Raw genomic sequence first — 20,022 nt, forward strand, 5'->3', positions numbered from 1 at the left:
GGAACGCAGGTTCGGTCCCTAACCTGGTTCGTAGTCTGCCGCTGTAGTTGACGGTGGCGGAAACCGGAGGGCTGCGGAGATGACCGCTGTGGACGACCGACCGATGACCACCGACGTTGTGGAGTTCTTCGAGAACCTCGAGGTTCCCGAGGGATACAAGGCCGAGCTCCTCCGGGGGGAAATCGTGATGATGGCGCCGCCGGATCTGGTGCACTCGGACATCGTCGAGGCGGTTCTCGACCAGTTTCCGCGGCGGGATTGGCGAAGGCTTCAAATGGTGGCCGTCGCCGTCCTGCAAGAGACCAGCGAGCCCATGCCGGACCTCGTGTTGGTCGAGAGGGGCGTAGGGCCTAGTGAAGGGCAGCTGATGCCGTCCAAGGTCATCAGCATGCTTGTCGAGGTCGTGTCCAAGACCAGTGTGGAGCGCGATTACGTCGTCAAACGTTCGATCTATGCAGCCGGCGGCGTGCCCATCTATCTGATCATCGACCCGATCATGGGGCACTGCGTCCTGCTCACCGAGCCGAAGGGCGCAGGGGAAGAGGCCGACTACGAGTTGCAGCGGGTGACCAAGTTCGGCGAACGGGTGCCTCTGGCGCCACTCAGCATCGAACTCGACACCACCGAGTTTGGCACCTACAAGGGCGTCAAGGCGCACCGCCGACCGTAACGAAGTCGATCAACTCCTCCACCCGCCCCAACAACTCCGGCTCCAGATCCTTGTAAGACCCCACCCGCCCCAGAATCGCCTGCCACACCGCCCCGGTGTTCTCCGACGGCCACCCCAGCGCCCGGCACACCCCCGTCTTCCAGTCCTGTCCGCGCGGCACCTTCGGCCACCCCGGAATCCCCAGGGACGACGGCTTCACCGCCTCCCAGATGTCGATGTACGGGTGGCCGACGACCAGCGCATGCTCGCTCGTCACCGCCTCCGCGATGCGCCACTCCTTGCTGCCCGGCACCAGGTGGTCCACCAGCACCCCCAGCCGCGCGTCCGGGCCGGGCGCGAAGTCGGCGACGATCAACGGCAGGTCGTCGACGCCCTCCAGGTACTCCACCACCACACCCTCGACGCGCAGGTCGTCGCCCCACACCTTCTCGACCAGTTCGGCGTCGTGCCGGCCCTCGACATAGATACGGCCGGCGCGGGCCACGCGCGCGCGTGCCTGCGGGACGGCGACCGAACCGGAGGCCGTACGGGTGGGACGTACCGGAGCGGAGGACGACGGCCGGACCAGGGTCACCACCTTGCCCTCCAGCAGGAACCCCCGCGGCTCCAGCGGGAACACCCGGTGCTTGCCGAAGCGGTCCTCCAGGGTCACCGTGCCCGCCTCGCAGCGGATCACCGCGCCGCAGAATCCCGTACCCGGCTCCTCCACCACCAGACCCGGATCCGCCGGGACCTCGGGGACGGACTTGGGCTTCTTCCAGGGCGGGGTCAGGTCGGCGGAGTACTGGCGCATTCGAGTGACGATAGGAGAAGCCCGGCCCACACGTCCCGCGGATCAACGCGACACGCCGAAGCGCGCCGCCAGAGCGTCTCGCTGGCGGCGGACGAACTCCGCGTCCACCACCGCTCCGTGACCGGGCACGTACAGCGCGTCCTCGCCGCCCAGGTCCAGCAGGCGGTCCAGGGCCGCCGGCCAGTGCGACGGCACGGCGTCGGGACCGGCCTGCGGTTCGCCGGACTCCTCCACCAGGTCGCCGCAGAAGACCACCTCCGGGGAGCCGGGGGCGCCCGGCACGAGCACGACCAGGTCGTGGGCCGTGTGGGCGGGGCCCACGTTCGCCAGCAGGACCTGGCGGCCGGCGTCCAGGTCGAGGGTCCACTCGCCGCTCACCTGGTGGTGCGGGTGGACCAGGGCGTCGATCGCCTCGTCCGCCGCGTCCTGGTCCAGCCCGTTGCGTACCGCGTCCGCGCGCAGTTCCGCCCGCTCGTGCGCGAACACCGTGTCCAGGCCCACCGCCCCGTACACCTGCGCGCCCGCGAACGCCGCCGCCCCGAAGACATGGTCGAAGTGGGGATGGGTCAGCGCGAGATGAGTCACACGGTGACCCGCCAGCCACTGCGCCTGGGTCCGCAGCCGCACCCCCTCCGCGAGGCTCGACCCCGCGTCGACGAGCAGCGCGCCGCCCTCCCCGACGACCAGCCCCGCCGTGCAGTCCCAGCCGGGCAGCCGGCACCGGCCCACCCCGGCCGCCAGCCGCTCCCATCCGAGCTCTTCCCAAGTCACCCTCATACGGCGACGCTAACGAACACACCACCGTCGGGCACGGCGGTGCCGACCGGCCTTGCCCGGGGCGTACCCCACCGCCGTACACTGGGCCGGGGACGGCTGGCACTCGGGCGGACAGAGTGCCAGGCAAGGCGCCAAGCGGACGAAACTGGAGGTGCGCGCGATGCTGAGTGAACGCAGGCTTCAGGTGCTGCGCGCCATCGTCCAGGACTATGTCGGGACCGAGGAGCCGGTGGGCTCCAAGGCGCTCACCGAGCGGCACAACCTCGGCGTCTCCCCGGCGACCGTCCGCAACGACATGGCTGCCCTGGAGGACGAGGGCTACATCGCCCAGCCGCACACCAGCGCCGGGCGCATCCCCACCGACAAGGGCTACCGGCTGTTCGTCGACAAGCTCGCCGGTGTCAAGCCGATGAGCCCGCCGGAGCGGCGCGCGATCCAGAACTTCCTGGAGGGCGCCGTAGACCTCGACGACGTCGTGGCGCGCACGGTACGGCTGCTCGCGCAGCTCACCCGGCAGGTCGCCGTCGTGCAGTACCCGTCGCTGACCCGGTCCACCGTCCGGCACGTCGAGCTGCTCTCTCTCGCGCCCGCGCGCGTGATGCTCGTCCTGATCACGGACACCGGACGGGTCGAGCAGCGGATGGTGGACTGCCCCGCGCCCTTCGGTGAGGCCTCGCTCGCGGATCTACGCGCGCGGCTCAACAGCCGGGTCGCGGGGCGGCGCTTCACCGATGTGCCGACCCTCGTCGAGGACCTCCCCGAGGGCTTCGACATGGAGGACCGCGGCACCGTCTCGGCCGTGCTCTCCACCCTGCTGGAGACACTCGTCGAGGAGAACGAGGAGCGGCTGATGATCGGCGGCACCGCCAATCTCACCCGCTTCGGGCATGACTTCCCCCTCACCATCCGCCCCGTCCTGGAGGCCCTGGAGGAGCACGTCGTCCTCCTCAAACTCCTTGGCGAGGCGGGGGATTCGGGCATGACCGTGCGCATCGGGCACGAGAACGCCTACGAGGGACTCAACTCCACGTCCGTCGTGTCGGTCGGCTACGGTTCGGGCGGCGAGGCAGTCGCCAAGCTCGGCGTGGTCGGACCGACCCGCATGGATTACCCGGGAACGATGGGAGCGGTACGCGCAGTGGCACGGTACGTCGGACAGATCCTGGCGGAGTCGTAAGTGGCCACGGACTACTACGCCGTTCTCGGCGTGCGTCGCGACGCGTCGCAGGAAGAGATCAAGAAGGCCTTCCGGCGGCTCGCGCGCGAGCTGCACCCGGACGTCAATCCGGATCCGAAGACCCAGGAGCGGTTCAAGGAGATCAACGCCGCTTACGAGGTGCTGTCGGACCCGCAGAAGAAGCAGGTCTACGACCTCGGCGGCGACCCGCTGTCCCAGGCGGGCGGCGCGGGAGCCGGCGGCTTCGGCGCGGGCGGCTTCGGGAACTTCTCGGACATCATGGACGCGTTCTTCGGTACGGCGTCCCAGCGTGGTCCGCGCTCGCGTACGCGGCGGGGCCAGGACGCGATGATCCGGCTGGAGGTCGAGCTCGACGAGGCGGCCTTCGGTACGACGAAGGACATCCAGGTCGACACGGCTGTCGTCTGCAACACCTGTAACGGTGAGGGGGCCGCCCCCGGCACCTCCGCCCAGACGTGTGACATGTGCCGCGGCCGCGGTGAGGTGTCGCAGGTGACGCGGTCCTTCCTGGGCCAGGTCATGACGTCCCGTCCCTGTCCGCAGTGCCAGGGCTTCGGCACCGTCGTCCCGACGCCGTGTCCCGAGTGCGCGGGTGACGGGCGCGTACGGTCCCGTCGGACCCTGACCGTCAAGATCCCGGCCGGTGTCGACAACGGCACGCGGATCCAGCTCGCCGGTGAGGGCGAGGTCGGTCCGGGTGGCGGTCCCGCCGGTGACCTGTACGTCGAGATCCACGAGCTGCCGCACGCGATGTTCCAGCGGCGCGGCGACGACCTGCACTGCACGGTGACGATCCCGATGACCGCGGCGGCCCTCGGCACGAAGGTGCCGCTGGAGACGCTGGACGGGCTGGAGGAGGTCGACATCCGGCCGGGTACGCAGTCCGGTCAGTCGATTCCGCTGCACGGGCGGGGCGTGACCCATCTGCGGGGCGGCGGGCGTGGCGATCTGATCGTGCACGTCGAGGTGCAGACACCGACGAAGCTGGATCCCGAGCAGGAGCGGTTGCTGCGCGAGCTGGCCAAGCTGCGGGGTGAGGAACGGCCTCAGGGGCAGTTCCAGCCGGGGCAGCAGGGGCTGTTCTCGCGGTTGAAGGACGCGTTCAACGGGCGCTGACGGGTGGCTGCGGGCCGGTTTTCTCGCCCCCGCCGCCCCTACCCGTCCCATCCTGAAGGGGCTCCGCCCCTTCGACCCCGCCAGGGGGCTCTGCCCCCTGGACCCCCGCTCCTCAAACGCCGGAGGGGCTGAATTGAGTCGGCCTCTCCCAAGGGGAAGGGCCGATTCGGACTTGTTCGGGGGACGTGACAACATGCCGTCATGTCCTCCGCACTGACCGATCTCTTCCCCCTTCCGATCGTGCAGGCCCCCATGGCAGGCGGCGTCTCCGTGCCGCAGCTCGCCGCTGCCGTGTCCGAGGCCGGTGGGCTGGGGTTTCTCGCCGCCGGGTACAAGACCGCCGACGGGATGTACCAGGAGATCAAGCAGCTGCGGGGGCTGACCGGGAGGCCCTTCGGGGTCAACCTCTTCATGCCGCAACCCGAGTACCCCGGTGCAAGCACCGGCTCCACTGGAGCGGCTAACGCCGCGCCCTCATCTGCGGCCGTCGACGTCTACGCCCATCAGCTCGCCGGCGAGGCCGCCTGGTACGAGATCGAGCTGGGGGACCCGGACAGCGGGCGGGACGACGGGTACGACGCCAAGCTCGCCGTGCTGCTCGACAATCCCGTGCCCGTCGTCTCCTTCCACTTCGGCGTGCCCAGCGGTGAGGTGCTCCAGGCGCTGCGGCGTGCCGGAACCTTCACCCTCGTCACCGCCACCACCCCGGACGAGGCGCTCGCCGTGCAGCGGGCCGGCGCCGACGCCGTGATCGTGCAGGGGGTCGAGGCGGGCGGCCACCAGGGCACCCATCGCGACAACCCCGAGACCGACGGCACCGGCATCGGGCTGCTCTCCCTCGTCGCGCAGGTCCGTGAGGCCGTGAGCCTGCCCCTCGTCGCCGCCGGAGGCATCATGCGCGGCAGCCAGATCGCCGCCGCGCTCGCCGCCGGCGCCAGTGCCGCCCAGCTCGGGACCGCCTTCCTCGCCACCCCCGAGTCCGGCGCCAACGCCCTGCACAAGCAGGCGCTGACCAACCCCCTGTTCGTACGCACCGAGCTGACGCGCGCCTTCTCCGGGCGCCCCGCCCGCGGCCTCGTCAACCGCTTCCTGCGCGAGCACGGGCCGTACGCCCCCGCCGCCTACCCCGAGGTCCACCACCTCACCTCGCCGCTGCGCAAGAAGGCCGCCGCGTCCGGTGACGCGCAGGGCATGGCGCTGTGGGCCGGGCAGGGGCACCGGATGGCGCGAGAACTGCCCGCCGGGCAGCTGGTGGAGGTGCTGGCCGCCGAGCTGGACGCCGCGGCGACAGCGTTGTCCGCCCATCCGAAGGGGGGCGCGGGGCGATGACCGCTCCCGTTTTCGTGGTCGACCACTTCGAGGCCGGCGGTGGCGGGCGGTACGTCCTCGACGGGCCCGAGGGGCGGCACGCCGTCTCGGTCAAGCGGCTGCGGCCCGGGGAGACCGTCGTCCTCACGGACGGCAACGGTCGCTGGGCCGAGTGCGAGGTCGTCGACACGGAGGGCAAGGACCGGCTCGTCGTGCACATGAGCTCGGTGGCCGAGGAAGCGCCGGAGTCGCCCCGCATCACCGTCGTCCAGGCCCTCCCCAAGGGCGACCGCGGCGAGCTGGCCGTCGAGACCATGACCGAGACCGGCGTCGACGCGATCGTGCCCTGGGCCGCCGCCCGGTGCATCACGCAGTGGAAGGGCGAGCGGGGGGCGAAGGCCCTCGGCAAGTGGCGGGCCACCGCCCGCGAGGCCGGCAAGCAGTCGCGCCGGGTGCGGTTCCCGGAGGTGACGGACGCGGCCACCACCAAGCAGGTCGCGGCGCTGCTCGCCAAGGCCGACTTCGCCGCCGTACTGCACGAGGAGCGGGACTACGGCAGCGAGCCCCTCGCCACCGCCGAACTGCCCGCCGAGGGCGAGATCGTGGTCGTCGTCGGACCCGAAGGCGGCGTGTCCCCCGAGGAGTTGGCCCTCTTCGAGGAGGCGGGTGCGAAGGCGTACCGTCTGGGCCGTACCGTCCTGCGGACCTCCACCGCCGGAACCGCGGCGACGGCACTGCTCCTCGGCCGCACCGGCCGCTGGTCCTGACCTCCGGAGGGACGCTCACCGTGGAACTCGCCCAAGTACGGCTCCTGGTCAGCGACTTCGCCGCCTGCTACCGCTTCTACGCCGATGTCCTCGGCCTCAAGCCGCAGTCGGGAGCGACGAACGGGCCGTACGAGAAGTTCAGCCCCGCCGTCGGTTCGGCGGGCATCGCGCTTCAGGACCGGGCGATGATGGCCGAGGTCCTGGGCGAACTGGCCGGCACCGCCGACGGGCACCGCTCCCTGGTGGTGCTGCGGGTGGACGACCTGGACGCCTGCTGCGAGCGGGTCACCGCACGCGGCGCGACTCTGCTCCACGGCCCCGCCCCGATGACCGACCGCATGCGCGTCGCCCACCTCAAGGACCCGGAGGGCAATCTGGTGGAGCTGCAGGAGTGGCTGCTGCTGCGCGGCTGAGGACGGCGTCGAACAGCTCCCAGCCGTCCAACTCTCCATCTCCCGGCAGGAGTCCGCGGTCCGTCGCCTCGTCGACGAGACCCCGTACGACACCGGGTTCGCGCAGGTTGAGCAGCTTCCCGGGGCCGGTCGCCACGCATCCGACGTAGGAGTAGCCGTCGGAGACGGCCCGGCCCGCGCCCTCCCGGAAGACGATGCGGGTCCGCACCGCGTCCAGGTGCAGGTGGAGAACCTCGCGGCACGCGTCACCGTCCCCGTGCTTGTGCCGCACGCTCCACAGGTATGTCGTCCGCTCGTCCACGACGAGCCTTCGCAGCCGGCGGTCGTTACGCATTCGGCCACGCTACGGGGCCGGGCAGCGCTTGGTCTCGGGGTTTTTCGCGGGGATGAGCCGGATGTCCTCGCGGCGGACGGCGAAGGACTCCTGGATCTTGCCGTTGTTGCGGGCGGGGTCCCAGAGCCAGATCCACTCGCCGGTGGCGCCGAAGGAGACCACGGGGTGGTCGAGGGGGACCGGGCCGTTCTCCACCGCCAGGGGCCGGGCGGCGTCCACCGGTTGCACGCACATGAAGTGGCCGTAGACACCGAAGTAGTCGGGCGGCTGGGCGCCCCCACGGGCGGCGTTCTCGGCGGCCCGGCCGGCCGCGCTCGCCGCCTGTCCGGTGCCCAGCGCGACGGCGCTCAGGCCGTAGACGACGATGACCAGCGTCGCCAGCACGATGGCGAAGAAGCGGTTGCTGGCGTCCCGGCCCAGATGAAAGTGGCGCAGCCAGCCCACGATCGCCACGAAGAACAGCGCGCTGCCGAGCGCGAGGCCCATCGGCTCGGCGGCCACCAGATAGGTGCCGAGCCTCGCCGTGGGCACCGCCTCCACACGGATGTCGAACCGGTCCAGGTAGGCGTCGTGCATCTGCCGGCCCAGCCAGCCCACCATCGACCACAGCACCGGCACGGACAGCGGCACCAGCCAGGCGGCATGCCGGGTGAAGACGGTGCGGCGCAGCGCGAGGACCACGCCCGCGCCCGTGAACACACCGACGGCGAGCACCAGCGCACCCGCCCACAGCACCCGGGACTGGGTGCCCTGGCCCACCAGGGCCCCGAAGGCGGCCAGGGCCGTGGTGCCCGCGATCCCCGCGGCCCACTGGACCCCGCGAGCGCTCGCCCGAGTCTCCTTGAGCGTGCGGCCCAGCGGCAGTGCCCCCGCCGGGCTGAGCAGTGCGGGCAGCAGCTTCCAGGCCCCGTCGGCCCAGACGACGTACATGCCGCACAGGACGGCGAGGACGACGCCGGCCACACCCGCCGCCAGCCAGACCAGCCGGACCCGGCGCTCGTGCGGGGTCTCGTCGCGCGGCGGGTTCGCGTCCGAGTGGCCCGGCACCCGCAGCCCGTGCGCCTCGGCGTCGAAGGGGCGGCCACCCAGCGGGCGCGCCGCCAGTTCGGCCGCCGCCTCCTCCCGGGAGCGCGGACCGGCCGGCACGGTCACGGCACGCTGTTCGTCCGCACCGCCGAGCCAGATCCACACCCGCCCCAGCGTCGGCAGCGCGCGGTGCACGTAGTACGTCGTGCGGGCCGGCCGCTCGTACTCGACCAGCGCCGCGTCCCGCACCCATGCGCCCAACTCGGCCTGTCTGGCGAGCCGTTCCACCTCGAGCGTGGCCGTGCGCAGGGCGCCGAGGCGGGCTCCGTGCAGGCGGACCTCGACGACGAGCGTGGTGCGGTGTGCCACGCCGGGCACCGCCTCGTCGGCCCCCGCCGGGCGTACGGCCCAGCCGCGCTCCTCGAACAGGTCTGTCACATAAGCCACTTCATCCGGATGGTCGACCACGTCGACGAGCATCCGCACCCGGCGCCGGCGGGGCGGCGCGGGTGGCCCCGCGGGGTCCGTCACCGGGTCCGCGCCGACCTGATCGGCGTCGTTGGAGGTGCGTGGCGCGGGCAGGGCGCGGGCGGGGATCCGTGAGGGGGGCAACGGTCCTCCGGGCAGGGGTGATCGGGCAGCACTCGATTGTGACGTGCGCGAGCAGGGAGTGTCCGTATGTGCCCTACCGCGTCGGCGGGGACAGTGGCAGGCTGCCCTCCATGGGGGCGTTCAGGAGGATTTGGGGTCGAGCCGGTCGCACGGAGCGCAGGCGTGTCCGGGTGGCAGGCGTGGCGGGTCTCGCCGTGCTCGGTGTCGGTGGGGCGGTCGGGTGTGATCCGGGCGGGCTGAGCAGTGCGACCGTGGCGTTCACGACCGACCAGACGGTGACCGCGGAGCTGGAGCGGCAGAAGGCCGACGTGCAGTGGCTCAACTGCACGGGCTCCTACGACGGTGACGGCAAGGGCGGTTCCGCCGCGCCGACGGCGAGCGAGAACACCGTGGTCAAGGTCGACTGCGAGGGCGAGACCAGGGACGGCAAGGACATCACCGTCACCGGCAGGATCACCCGGGCCGTCAGCGGCTCCTGTGTGCGCGGCGACCTCGTCGCCAAGGTCGGCGGCAAGGAGTGGTTCCACGTGAACGGGCTGGGCGACTGCGACGCCACGCCCTCGCCGGTCAACCCGGGCGGCGGCGGGCAGCAGCCGGGGCCCACCGTCACGGTCACCGTCACCAAGACCGTCTACTGCAAGCAGCATCCGAACTGCTGGCCGGAGGGCAAGTGACCGCACCCGCACGTGAGTTGGGCAAGTGATCCGAAGGTCTGTCCCCGGACGCCGCCCCTGCTTATGGTGATCGGGTGACTCAGTCCGCGACGCCTGGATCGTCTTCGTATCTCCGGTATCCGCATCTGCACGGAGACCTGGTCGCCTTCACCGCCGAGGACGACGTATGGCTCGCCCCGCTCGACGGCGGCCGGGCCTGGCGGGTCAGCGCCGACAACGTGCCCGTCAGCCTGCCGCGCATCTCGCCCGACGGTACGACCGTCGCCTGGACCTCCACCCGCGACGGCGCCCCCGAGGTGCACATCGCGCCGGTCGACGGCGGCCCCTCGAAGCGCCTCACGCACTGGGGCAGTTGGCAGACCCGGGTGCGTGGCTGGACCCCCGACGGCGAGGTCCTCGCGATCAGCAGCCAGGCCCAGGCGGGCAGCCGCCGCACCTGGGCCCACACGGTCCCGCTCGACGGCGGACCGGCCACCACGCTGCCGTACGGCCCCGTCGCCGACGTCGTGCACGGGCCACAGCTCGTGCTCGCGTCCGCGCCCATGGGCCTGGAGGCGGCACGCTGGAAGCGCTACCGGGGCGGCACGGCGGGCAAGCTGTGGATCGACCGCGCGGGCGACGGCGACTTCGTACGGCTGCATGAGGAGCTGGACGGGAACATCGAGTACCCCGTGTGGGTGGGGGAGCGGATCGCGTTCCTCTCCGACCACGAGGGCGTGGGGGCGGTGTACTCGTCCCTCGCCGACGGGTCCGACCTACGACGGCACACCCCCACCGACGGCTTCTACGCCCGGCACGCCGCCGGCGACGGCAGCCGGGTCGTCTACGCCTCCGCCGGACGACTGTGGCTCCTGGACGACCTCGACGGGGCCGAGCCGCGCCCGCTCGACATCCGGCTCGGCGGGCAGCGCACCGACCGGCAGCCGTACCCGCTGAACGCCGCCCGCTCGTTCGGGGAGGCGGCGCCCGACCACACCGCGCGCGGCAGCGCGGTCTCCGTCCGGGGCGCCGTGCACTGGGTCACCCACCGCTCCGGTCCCACCCGCGCGCTCGCCGCCGAGCCCGGCGTACGGGCCCGGCTGCCGCGCACCTTCCGGGCGGAGGGCGAGGAGTGGGTGGTGTGGGTGACGGACGCGGAGGGCGACGACGCCCTGGAGTTCGCGCCCGCGACCGGGCTCGCCCCGGGGGCCACGCCGCGCAGGCTCGGCGCCGGGCAGCTGGGCCGTGTCCTGGAGCTCGCCATGGCGCCCGACGGGAGCAGGGCGGCGGTCGCCGCGCACGACGGGCGGCTGCTGCTCGTCGAGCGGGAGAGCGGCGAGGTCCGTGAGGTCGACCGCAGCGTGGACGGGGATGTGTCCGGGCTGGTCTTCTCGCCCGACTCGGCCTGGCTGGCGTGGTCGCATCCCGGCCCGCGCCCGCTGAGCCAGCTCAAGCTCGCCAACACCACCGACCTGTCGGTCTCCGAGGCGACCCCGCTGCGCTTCCAGGACTACGCGCCGGCGTTCACCCAGGACGGCAAGCACCTGGTCTTCCTCTCGACGCGCGCCTTCGACCCCGTCTACGACGAGCACGTCTTCGACCTCGCGTTCGTGGTCGGCTCCCGCCCCCACCTGATCACCCTCGCCGCCACCACCCCGTCCCCCTTCGGCCCGCAACGGCACGGCCGCCCCTTCGACGCGCCGGACAAGGACGAGACCCCCGACAGCGAGGGCACCCCGACCACCCGCATCGACCTCGAAGGGCTTGCCGACCGGATCGTGCCGTTCCCGGTCGAGGCCGCCCGCTACAGCAACCTGCGGGCCGCGAAGGACGGCGTGCTGTGGCTACGGCACCCCGTACGCGGCGCGCTCGGCGCCTCCCGCGCCACGCCCGACGACCCCGAGCCCAAGTCCGAACTGGAACGCTACGACCTCCTCCAGCGGCGCGCGGAGCATCTCGCCGACGACGCCGACCACTTCGAGGTCAGCGGCGACGGCAAGCGGCTGCTGCTGTGGACCGACGGCCGCCTCAAGGTCGTCCCCAGCGACCGGCGGGCCTCCGGGGACGACGACAGCGACTCGAACATCACCGTGGACCTGACGCGCGTACGGCAGACGGTCGACCCGTCGGCGGAGTGGCGGCAGATGTTCGAGGAGACCGGCCGCATCATGCGGGACCACTTCTGGCGGCCGGACATGAACGGCGTGGACTGGGCCGCAGTGCTGGACCGCTACCGCCCGCTCGTGGACCGGGTCGCCACCCACGACGACCTGATCGACCTGCTGTGGGAGGTGCAGGGCGAACTCGGCACCTCGCACGCGTACGTCGCCGGGCGCGGCGGATACGGCGGCGGGGCCCGGCAGGGACTGCTCGGCGCCGACATCGCCCGCCATGCGGACGGCAGTTGGCGCATCGACCGCATCCTGCCGTCCGAGACCTCCGACCCCGAGGCACGGGCACCGCTGGCCGCGCCGGGGGTCGCGGTGCGGGCCGGGGACGCGATCGTGGCGGTGGCGGGGGTACCGGTGGATCCGGTGGCCGGGCCCGGCCCGCTGCTCGTCGGCACGGCGGGCAAGGCGGTGGAGCTGACGATCTCGCCGGCCGGCGGCGGGGACGTACGGCACGCCGTCGTGGTCCCGATCGCCGACGAGCAGCCCCTGCGGTACCACGCCTGGGTGGCGGACCGGCGGGCGTACGTCCACGAGAAGTCCGGCGGCCGGCTCGGCTACCTCCACGTGCCCGACATGCAGGCGCCGGGCTGGGCCCAGATCCACCGCGACCTGCGCGTCGAGGTGGCCCGCGAAGGCCTCGTCGTGGACATCCGGGAGAACGGCGGCGGGCACACCTCGCAACTCGTCGTGGAGAAGCTGGCACGGCGCATCGTCGGCTGGGAACTGCCGCGCGGCATGCGCCCGTACAGCTACCCGGTGGACGCACCGCGCGGCCCCGTGGTGGCGGTGGCGAACGAGTTCTCCGGGTCGGACGGGGACATCGTCAACGCGGCGATCAAGGCACTGGGCCTCGGCCCCGTGGTGGGGACGCGGACCTGGGGCGGCGTGATCGGCATCGACAGCCGCTACCACCTGGTCGACGGCACCCTGATCACCCAGCCGAAGTACGCCATCTGGCTGGACGGCTACGGCTGGGACGTGGAGAACCACGGCGTGGACCCGGACGTGGAGGTGGTCCAGCGTCCGCAGGACTGGGCGGCGGGCCGCGACACCCAACTGGACGAGGCGATCCGGATAGCGTTGACGACGCTGGAGGAACGGCCGGCGAAAACGCCGCCGAGTGTGCCCACCTAGGGGCGCGGGGAACTGCGCGATCACCCCCCACGCACCCGCACCCGACGACGATACGATGCCCCCCGTAAACCCACCCGCTCAACCCCCGGAGGGAAAATGGCAGGGGAGCCGCAGGACGACTGCCTGTTCTGCAAGATCGTCGGGGGCCATGTCCCGGCGACGATCGTGCGGGAGACGGACACGACCGTCGCGTTCCGGGACATCAACCCGCAGGCGCCCACCCACGTCCTGGTCATCCCCAAGGCGCACTACCGCGACGCCGCCGCCCTCGCCACCGCCGAACCGACGCTCGCCGCGGACGTCCTGCGCGAGGCCCAGGCCGTCGCCGACGAGGACAAGCTGGAGAGCTACCGCATCGTCTTCAACACCGGCGCCGGCGCCGGGCAGACCGTCTGGCACGCCCACGCCCACATCCTCGGCGGCCGCGGCATGCAGTGGCCCCCCGGGTAACCAGCCGTGTCCGTACGTGAATTGGTCGTCCTCGGGACAGCGAGCCAGGTCCCGACCCGGCACCGGAACCACAACGGGTATCTGCTGCGGTGGGACGGCGAGGGCATCCTCTTCGACCCCGGCGAGGGCACCCAGCGGCAGATGCTCCGGGCCGGAGTCGCGGCGCACGACCTGAACCGGATCTGCGTCACCCACTTCCACGGGGACCACTCGCTCGGCCTCGCCGGCGTCATCCAGCGGATAAACCTCGACAAGGTTCCGCATCCGGTCACCGCCCACTACCCGCGTTCCGGTCAGCGCTTCTTCGACCGGCTGCGGTACGCCACCGCCTACCGGGAGACCGTCGACATCGCGCAGGTGCCGGTCAGCGAGGACGGCGTCATCGCCGACACCGGTGGCTACACCCTCCACACCGCCCGGCTGTCGCACCCCGTCGAGTCGTACGGCTACCGCCTCGTCGAGCCCGACGGTCGCCGCATGCTGCCAGAACGGCTCGCCGCGCACGGCATCAAGGGGCCCGACGTCGGGCGCATCCAGCGGGAAGGGGTGCTCGGCGGGGTCTCCCTGCAGGACGTCAGCGAGGTGCGGCGCGGACAGCGGTTCGCGTTCGTCATGGACACCCGGCTGTGCGACGGGGTGTACACCCTCGCCGACGGCTGCGACATGCTCGTCATCGAGTCCACCTTCCTGGACGAGGACGTCGAACTCGCCGTGGAACACGGTCATCTGACCGCCGGTCAGGCCGCTCGGGTCGCGCTCGACTGCGGCGTACGGCATCTCGTGCTCACGCACTTCAGCCAGCGCTACACCGAGCCGGACGAGTTCGAACGGCAGGCGCGGGCCGCCGGGTTCGACGGGGAGCTGACGGTCGCGCACGACCTGCTGCGGGTGCCGCTACCGAAACGTCGGTGACACCCCCGTACGATGCTTTGATGTCCGTCCCGAAAGCAGAACTGCACCTCCACATCGAAGGCACCCTCGAACCCGAGCTCGCCTTCGAACTGGCCGCCCGCAACCGCGTCGAGCTGCCGTACGCCGAGACCGAAGAGCTCCGCAAGGCCTATCAGTTCGAGGACCTCCAGTCCTTCCTGAACCTGTACTACGAGCTCATGGCCGTCCTGCGCACCGAGCGGGACTTCGAGGACCTCGCGAACGCCTACCTCGCCCGCGCCGCCGCGCAGGGTGTGCGGCACGCGGAGATCTTCTTCGATCCGCAGGCCCACACCAAGCGGGGCGTGGAGCTGGGGACGGTCGTCGAGGGGCTGTGGCGGGCGCTGGGCGGCAGCGAGGCGAAGCACGGCGTCTCCACGCGGCTCATCATGTGCTTCCTGCGCGACGACTCCGCCGAGTCGGCCATGGAGACGCTGCGGGCCGCCGAGCCGTATCTCGACCGGATCACCGGCGTCGGTCTCGACTCGGCCGAGGTCGGCCACCCACCGGTGAAGTTCCGCGAGGTGTACGAGGCCGCCGCAGCGCTCGGTCTGCGGCGCGTCGCGCACGCGGGCGAGGAGGGGCCGCCCGCCTACATCACCGAGGCCCTCGACATCCTCGGCGTGGAGCGCGTCGACCACGGGCTGCGCTGCGTGGAGGACCCGGCGCTGGTCGAGCGGCTGGTGCGGGAGCGGGTGCCGCTGACGCTGTGTCCGCTGTCGAACGTACGGCTGCGGACCGTCGACGTCCTCGCCGAGCACCCCCTGCCCGCGATGCTCGACGCCGGGCTGATGTGCACGGTCAACTCCGACGATCCGGCCTACTTCGGCGGCTACGCGGGCGACAACTTCGACGCCGTACGCCAGAGCCTCGGCCTGACCGACGAACGGCTCCGGGAGCTCGCCCGCAACTCGTTCCTCGCCTCCTTCCTGGAGGACGACGAGGAGTTGCGGGCGCGGTACCTGGCCGAGGTGGAGGCGTACGAGTTCAGGTAGCCGCGGTGAGGCGGTCGGGGGCGGCGGGGGTCGCTTCGGCGGTGTCCAGGGGGATCTCGACCACCTCGACGACCTCGACCACCTCGGCGCCTTCCGTGACCGCGACGGTCTTCCGGGACCGCAGGCCCAGCGCCACCGCCGTCATCGGCACGGCGATCACCAGCAGCCCGGCCGCCAGCGCCGCGCCCATGACCGGGAACCCGGCCTGCGCCGACAGCACGCTCCCGGTCAGCGGTCCCGCCGCCGTGCCCAGCGACGACGCCGAGCCGACGAGCACCGCCCAACGGCCGCGCCCGTCGAGGGAGGCGGCGAGGCCGATGACGTACGACAGGACGATCGGGTAGAGCGTGTTCCAGGCGATCTCGCCGGTCGCGAAGCTCGTCAGGTCGGTGGCGGACGCGCTGAGCACGATGCAGACCGCGATGAGGGCCGTACCCGCGCCGATGGGCAGCGCGCGGCCGAGGCGCGGGCCGAGCGCGCCCGCCCCGGTGACGCCCAGCAGCCCGGCGCCGAGCGCCACCGCGAACACCGCGCCGACCGTGGCCTCCGTCAGATGCGCCTGGTCCAGGCCGATCCGGCCGCTGACGCCCCACAGGGAGTTCTGGGCGAGGGACCAGCACAGCATGCAGGCGGCGAGGGTCAGGCCCTGGCGGCGGTGCGGGAGGGGGGAGGCGTCCCAGCCCTGTCGTGAGGTGCTCGTGGCGGCGGGGAGCCGGCCCGTCAGCGGCCATACGGCGAGCGCCGTGAGGGCGATCGCGGCGAGCGGGAGGCCGTGCCCGGGGCCGAGATGGGGGACCGTCAGATAGACGGCGCCCGCGAGGGCGGAGACGCCGAGGAGGCCGAGGGTGGTGGGCCGGTGCGGGTCGGGCTGGGCGGCGATGCGGGTGGCGGCGACCGCGGTGGCCGTACCGGATCCGAAGCCGCCGACGAGCACGCCCACGACGACGGCCGGTACGGCGTGTGCGCATGCCGCCCCGCCGTAGCCGAGGGCCGCGAGCGTGAGGCCGATGCGGGCCAGCCGCCGCGCCCCGATGCGCTCGACGCGCGAGGCCAGCGCGAACCCGGCCGACGCCGAACTCAGCAGCAACGCGCTGCCGACGGCGCCCGCCTGGGTGGGGGAGAGCGGAAGACCGGAGTCGAGCCTGCCGACGACCGTCGGCAGCAGATACGGGGCGAGGTACCCGGCCGTGAAAAGGGCGACGAGGGGCCAGGCAGTGGTGCGGGGGGCGAACACGGGCGTTCCCAGGGCATGCGAAAGAAGCGGCTCAAGAGGGGGAGGGCGCAGGCCGTCGACGGACAGGAACGCGCGAGGAATTTGTATCAAGCAGGGAGTGGTGTGAAGAAGCGAGGGTGGTGTGATCTGGGGCACGTTCTGTTTGGGGCGAGGGAATGCGGGTAGAAGGCGCCCTCACCTGCGCCAGTGCACCGACCCGCTGCCGCCGGCCCCGCCGGGAACCGTCGCCTCGATCTTCGCCCTGGTCTCCCGCATCACCGCGACGATCCGCTCCTCGTGCCCCGCCGACAGCCGGGCCACCGGCACCGAGCAGCTGATCGCGTCCTGGGCCGGGGAGTCGTAGCGCAGGGCGAAGCCGAATCCGACGATGCCGGTGACGCCCTCCTCGCGGTCGACCGAGTAGCCGCGCACCCGCACCTCGGCGAGGTCGGCGGCGAGGGACTCGCGGGTGGTGTGGGTGCGGGGAGTGAGGGACTCGTACGGGCCCTCGGGGAGGTCGCCGTCGGGGCGTTCGGCGAGCAGCGCCTTGCCCAGGGCCCCCGCGTGCGCCGGGAGGCGTCGGCCGACCCGGCTGATCGTCCGCAGGTACTCGTGCGACTCGCGCGTCGCCAGATAGGCCACGTCCCGGCCGTCCAGCCGCCCCATGTGGATCGTCTCGCCGAGCGCCTCCGACGCCTCGTCGAGATACGGGCGTACGACCCGCACGCGCGGGTCGGAGTCGAGGTAGCTGGTGCCGGTGAGCAGGGCGTGGATGCCGATGCCGTAGAGCGAGCCGGTGATGTCCGTGCGGACCCAGCCGCGGGAGATCAGGGTCTGCAGCAGGGCGTACATGGAGCTGCGCGGCACCTCCAGCTCGTCCGCCAGCTCCTGGAGGCGGGCGGGGCGGTCGCCGCGCGCGGCGAGCAGTTCCAGCAACTCGACCGTCCGCGCCGCCGACTTCACCTCGCGGACGCCGCCTGTGTCTGACATGGGGCGATCGTAAACGGATCGCATCGGGTGGACGTGTCGGATGGGCCGGGCCATTGACGGTCGGGGTTCGCCTATCTAATCTCCATTTTCATACGTGGATGACGTCTACATAGGGAGACCAGGGTGAGCCTCCACACGGACACGGACACGGACACGGCCCGGCGTTTGCGGGACGGCATGGCGCAAGGAGTGCTGTCGTTCCCGCTCGCGAGCTTCCACGAGGACGGCACTCTGGACCCGGACGGCTTCCGCGCCCACATCGCCGCCCAGCTCGCCACCGCTCCCGGCGCGATCTTCCCCGCCTGCGGCACCGGCGAGTTCTTCTCGCTGGACGAGGACGAGTACCGGCAGGTCGTCTCGATCGCCGTCGAGGAGGCGGGCGAGGCGGGCGGGCGCGTGCCCGTCGTCGCCGGGGTCGGCTACGGCTGGGCGCAGGCCGCGCGTTTCGCCCGGATCGCCGAGGAGGTCGGCGCCGACGCCCTCCTCGTCCTGCCGCACTACCTGGTCGCCGCCCCGCAGGACGGCCTGGTCGCCCAGCTGGAGCGGCTCGCGGCCCGGACGCGGCTGCCGCTCATCGCCTACCAGCGCGGTCAAGTCGCCTTCACCGCCGAGTCGTTGAGGCGCATCGCCCGCATCCCGAACGTCATCGGGCTCAAGGACGGCCACAGCGACCTCGACCGGCTCCAGCGCCTCACCCTCGCCGCCCCCGAGGGCTTCCTCTTCTTCAACGGCGCCGCCACCGCCGAGATCCAGGCCCGCGCCTACGCCGCCGTCGGCGTCCCTGCCTACTCCTCCGCCGTCCACGCCTTCGCCCCCGAGATCGCCGACGCCTTCTTCGCCGCCCTCCGGCGCGGCGACCACGGCACGGTCGACAAGCTGCTGCGCGACTTCTACGTCCCGCTCGTCGAACTCCGCGACCGGGTGCCCGGCTACGCCGTGTCCTTGGTGAAGGCGGCGGCCCGGCTGCGCGGCCGCCCCGTCGGCCCCGTACGCGCCCCGCTCACCGACCCGTCGGCCGCCGACCTGGCCGAGCTGAAGCAGTTGCTCACCACCGGACTCGACCTCGTAGGAGCGACCCTGTGAACCTCGCCATCACGGACGTACGGCTGACGCCCATCCTGGTCGCCGACCCGCCGCTGCTCAACACGCAGGGTGTGCACCAGCCGTACACGCCCCGGCTGATCATCGAGGTCGTCACGGCCGACGGGATCACCGGGGTCGGCGAGACCTACGGCGACACCAAGTACCTGGAGCTGGCACGGCCGTTCGCCGCAAAGCTGATCGGTCGTCAGATCAGTGATGCGAACGGACTGTTCACCGTCGCCGACGAGGTGACCGTGGACGACGCCCGGGTCTCAGGCCAGGTCGACGTCGGAGGGCTGCGCGGTGTCCAGACCGCCGACAAGCTGCGGCTGTCCGTCGTCTCCGGCTTCGAGGTGGCCTGCCTCGACGCACTCGGCAAGGCGCTCGGGCTGCCCGTGCACGCGCTGCTCGGCGGCAAGGTGCGCGACACGGTCGAGTACAGCGCGTACCTGTTCTACAAGTGGGCCGCGCACCCGGAGGGCGTCCGCGCCGAGAAGGACGACTGGGGCGCCGCCGTCGACCCGGCCGGGGTCGTGGAGCAGGCGCGGAGGTTCACGCAGCGGTACGGGTTCACCTCCTTCAAGCTCAAGGGCGGCGTCTTCCCGCCGGACGAGGAGATCGCCGCCGTACGGGCCCTCGCGGCGGCCTTTCCCGGGCACCCCCTGCGCCTCGACCCCAACGGGGCGTGGTCCGTGGAGACCTCGCTGAAGGTGGCGCGGGAGCTCGGGGAGGTCCTGGAGTACCTGGAGGACCCGACACTCGGTACGGCCGCCATGGCCGAGGTCGCCGCGCGGGCCGGGGTGCCGCTGGCGACCAACATGTGCGTGACGACGTTCGCGGAGGTCAAGGAGGCGTTCACCAAGGACGCCGTGCAGGTCGTCCTCTCCGACCACCACTACTGGGGCGGGCTGCGCAACACCCAGCAGCTGGCGGCGATCTGCCGCACCTTCGGCGTCGGGGTGTCCATGCACTCCAACACCCACCTGGGCATCTCCCTGGCCGCGATGACCCACGTGGCGTCGACCGTCCCGAACCTGCACCACGCCTGCGACTCCCACTACCCCTGGCAGTCCGAGGACGTCCTCACCGAGCGCCTCACCTTCGAGGGCGGCAGGGTCACCGTGCCCGACGCGCCCGGCCTCGGTGTCGAGCTGGACCGCGAGAGGCTGGCGGAGCTGCACCGGCGGTGGCTGGAAGACGACGGCTCGCTGCGGGACCGCGACGACGCGGCCGCCATGCGGGTCGCCGACCCCGGCTGGATCACGCCCTCGGTGCCCCGCTGGTAGCGGCACGCCGACGGCCTCGGTGAGGTCGTCCACCGGGGGCTCGGGCCGGTTCGCGGTGGCGTTGTCGCTGATGCGGTGGCGTTGTCGGTGGCGTGGTGCACAC

General features: G+C 72.2%; 19 protein-coding genes. 13 read left to right on the top strand and 6 right to left on the bottom strand.

The features are described from left to right. The first annotated feature begins 79 nt into the window (after window positions 1–79). A complete protein-coding gene (locus ACIREI_RS09200; protein ID WP_403329298.1) occupies window positions 80–670 on the top strand; it encodes a Uma2 family endonuclease in 591 nt (196 codons plus the stop codon). On the opposite strand, the gene ACIREI_RS09205 is transcribed toward ACIREI_RS09200, so the two are convergent. Then, complete coding sequence (locus ACIREI_RS09205; RefSeq protein WP_403329301.1) at window positions 648–1,463, bottom strand: DUF3097 domain-containing protein; 816 nt, start codon at window positions 1,461–1,463, stop codon at window positions 648–650. The genes ACIREI_RS09200 and ACIREI_RS09205 overlap by 23 nt on opposite strands. 42 nt (window positions 1,464–1,505) lie before the next feature. Further along, window positions 1,506–2,240, bottom strand: a complete 735-nt coding sequence (locus tag ACIREI_RS09210; protein WP_403329304.1) for an MBL fold metallo-hydrolase — start codon at window positions 2,238–2,240, stop codon at window positions 1,506–1,508. A 160-nt stretch (window positions 2,241–2,400) separates the two neighbouring features. Here ACIREI_RS09210 and hrcA point away from each other — a divergent pair, with 160 nt between their 5' ends. The 5 genes from hrcA to ACIREI_RS09235 all read left to right on the top strand — a co-directional run bounded on the left by hrcA (window position 2,401) and on the right by ACIREI_RS09235 (window position 7,042). Further along, window positions 2,401–3,417, top strand: a complete 1,017-nt coding sequence (gene hrcA, locus ACIREI_RS09215; RefSeq protein ID WP_403329307.1) for a heat-inducible transcriptional repressor HrcA — start codon at window positions 2,401–2,403, stop codon at window positions 3,415–3,417. Continuing rightward, entirely contained in the window at window positions 3,418–4,554 is a 1,137-nt protein-coding gene (gene dnaJ / locus ACIREI_RS09220) for a molecular chaperone DnaJ (RefSeq protein WP_388799114.1), read from the top strand. It abuts the gene before it with no gap. A gap of 201 nt (window positions 4,555–4,755) precedes the next feature. After that, window positions 4,756–5,883, top strand: a complete 1,128-nt coding sequence (locus ACIREI_RS09225) for a nitronate monooxygenase (protein WP_403329310.1) — start codon at window positions 4,756–4,758, stop codon at window positions 5,881–5,883. Then, window positions 5,880–6,629 (top strand): 16S rRNA (uracil(1498)-N(3))-methyltransferase, encoded by a 750-nt coding sequence (locus tag ACIREI_RS09230; protein WP_403329313.1) that lies wholly within the window; start codon window positions 5,880–5,882, stop codon window positions 6,627–6,629. The genes ACIREI_RS09225 and ACIREI_RS09230 overlap by 4 nt, the downstream gene beginning before the upstream one ends. Before the next feature lie 20 nt (window positions 6,630–6,649). Beyond that, on the top strand, window positions 6,650–7,042 hold the full coding sequence (locus tag ACIREI_RS09235) for a VOC family protein (RefSeq protein ID WP_403329316.1): 393 nt from the start codon (window positions 6,650–6,652) through the stop codon (window positions 7,040–7,042). On the opposite strand, the gene ACIREI_RS09240 is transcribed toward ACIREI_RS09235, so the two are convergent. Together ACIREI_RS09240 and ACIREI_RS09245 are read right to left on the bottom strand one after the other, a co-directional pair. After that, entirely contained in the window at window positions 6,984–7,376 is a 393-nt protein-coding gene (locus ACIREI_RS09240; RefSeq protein ID WP_403329319.1) for a hypothetical protein, read from the bottom strand. The two genes, ACIREI_RS09235 and ACIREI_RS09240, sit on opposite strands and share 59 nt — an antisense overlap. Window positions 7,377–7,385: 9 nt before the next feature. After that, window positions 7,386–9,014, bottom strand: a complete 1,629-nt coding sequence (locus tag ACIREI_RS09245) for a hypothetical protein (protein WP_403329322.1) — start codon at window positions 9,012–9,014, stop codon at window positions 7,386–7,388. A 110-nt stretch (window positions 9,015–9,124) separates the two neighbouring features. On the opposite strand from ACIREI_RS09245, the gene ACIREI_RS09250 reads away from it, so the two are divergent. The 5 genes from ACIREI_RS09250 (at window position 9,125) to ACIREI_RS09270 (ending at window position 15,347) form a co-directional block, all read left to right on the top strand. Then, window positions 9,125–9,688 carry a hypothetical protein gene (locus tag ACIREI_RS09250; RefSeq protein WP_403329325.1) on the top strand — a complete coding sequence of 188 codons (564 nt, stop codon included), beginning with the start codon at window positions 9,125–9,127 and terminating at the stop codon, window positions 9,686–9,688. A gap of 74 nt (window positions 9,689–9,762) precedes the next feature. After that, a complete protein-coding gene (locus tag ACIREI_RS09255; protein WP_403329327.1) occupies window positions 9,763–12,972 on the top strand; it encodes a S41 family peptidase in 3,210 nt (1,069 codons plus the stop codon). A 96-nt stretch (window positions 12,973–13,068) separates the two neighbouring features. Then, the gene (locus tag ACIREI_RS09260) at window positions 13,069–13,422 is read left to right on the top strand and encodes a histidine triad nucleotide-binding protein (RefSeq protein WP_403329330.1); all 354 of its coding nucleotides are present in this window, start codon (window positions 13,069–13,071) and stop codon (window positions 13,420–13,422) included. Window positions 13,423–13,428: 6 nt separating this feature from the next. Continuing rightward, on the top strand, window positions 13,429–14,334 hold the full coding sequence (locus ACIREI_RS09265) for a ribonuclease Z (RefSeq protein WP_403329333.1): 906 nt from the start codon (window positions 13,429–13,431) through the stop codon (window positions 14,332–14,334). A 20-nt stretch (window positions 14,335–14,354) separates the two neighbouring features. After that, window positions 14,355–15,347, top strand: a complete 993-nt coding sequence (locus tag ACIREI_RS09270) for an adenosine deaminase (RefSeq protein WP_403329336.1) — start codon at window positions 14,355–14,357, stop codon at window positions 15,345–15,347. On the opposite strand, the gene ACIREI_RS09275 is transcribed toward ACIREI_RS09270, so the two are convergent. Further along, on the bottom strand, window positions 15,340–16,581 hold the full coding sequence (locus ACIREI_RS09275; protein ID WP_403329339.1) for an MFS transporter: 1,242 nt from the start codon (window positions 16,579–16,581) through the stop codon (window positions 15,340–15,342). The genes ACIREI_RS09270 and ACIREI_RS09275 overlap by 8 nt on opposite strands. A gap of 174 nt (window positions 16,582–16,755) precedes the next feature. Further along, the gene (locus tag ACIREI_RS09280; protein ID WP_403329342.1) at window positions 16,756–17,550 is read right to left on the bottom strand and encodes an IclR family transcriptional regulator; all 795 of its coding nucleotides are present in this window, start codon (window positions 17,548–17,550) and stop codon (window positions 16,756–16,758) included. Window positions 17,551–17,727: 177 nt separating this feature from the next. On the opposite strand from ACIREI_RS09280, the gene ACIREI_RS09285 reads away from it, so the two are divergent. After that, window positions 17,728–18,633, top strand: a complete 906-nt coding sequence (locus ACIREI_RS09285) for a 5-dehydro-4-deoxyglucarate dehydratase (RefSeq protein WP_403329472.1) — start codon at window positions 17,728–17,730, stop codon at window positions 18,631–18,633. Continuing rightward, entirely contained in the window at window positions 18,630–19,919 is a 1,290-nt protein-coding gene (locus tag ACIREI_RS09290; protein WP_403329345.1) for a glucarate dehydratase family protein, read from the top strand. The genes ACIREI_RS09285 and ACIREI_RS09290 overlap by 4 nt, the downstream gene beginning before the upstream one ends. Window positions 19,920–20,022 lie beyond the last annotated feature (103 nt).

The organism is Streptomyces sp. NPDC093591 (assembly GCF_044764885.1).
Classification (GTDB): Bacteria; Actinomycetota; Actinomycetes; order Streptomycetales; family Streptomycetaceae; genus Streptomyces.

Bases quoted from the DNA above. Each gene is read 5' to 3' on its own strand.
- ACIREI_RS09200 (WP_403329298.1), top strand. From the start codon at position 80: ATGACCGCTGTGGACGACCGACCGATGACCACCGACGTTGTGGAGTTC.
- ACIREI_RS09205 (WP_403329301.1), bottom strand. From the start codon at position 1,463: ATGCGCCAGTACTCCGCCGACCTGACCCCGCCCTGGAAGAAGCCCAAG.
- ACIREI_RS09210 (WP_403329304.1), bottom strand. From the start codon at position 2,240: ATGAGGGTGACTTGGGAAGAGCTCGGATGGGAGCGGCTGGCGGCCGGG.
- hrcA (WP_403329307.1), top strand. From the start codon at position 2,401: ATGCTGAGTGAACGCAGGCTTCAGGTGCTGCGCGCCATCGTCCAGGAC.
- ACIREI_RS09225 (WP_403329310.1), top strand. From the start codon at position 4,756: ATGTCCTCCGCACTGACCGATCTCTTCCCCCTTCCGATCGTGCAGGCC.
- ACIREI_RS09230 (WP_403329313.1), top strand. From the start codon at position 5,880: ATGACCGCTCCCGTTTTCGTGGTCGACCACTTCGAGGCCGGCGGTGGC.
- ACIREI_RS09240 (WP_403329319.1), bottom strand. From the start codon at position 7,376: ATGCGTAACGACCGCCGGCTGCGAAGGCTCGTCGTGGACGAGCGGACG.
- ACIREI_RS09250 (WP_403329325.1), top strand. From the start codon at position 9,125: ATGGGGGCGTTCAGGAGGATTTGGGGTCGAGCCGGTCGCACGGAGCGC.
- ACIREI_RS09260 (WP_403329330.1), top strand. From the start codon at position 13,069: ATGGCAGGGGAGCCGCAGGACGACTGCCTGTTCTGCAAGATCGTCGGG.
- ACIREI_RS09270 (WP_403329336.1), top strand. From the start codon at position 14,355: ATGTCCGTCCCGAAAGCAGAACTGCACCTCCACATCGAAGGCACCCTC.
- ACIREI_RS09280 (WP_403329342.1), bottom strand. From the start codon at position 17,550: ATGTCAGACACAGGCGGCGTCCGCGAGGTGAAGTCGGCGGCGCGGACG.
- ACIREI_RS09285 (WP_403329472.1), top strand. From the start codon at position 17,728: ATGGCGCAAGGAGTGCTGTCGTTCCCGCTCGCGAGCTTCCACGAGGAC.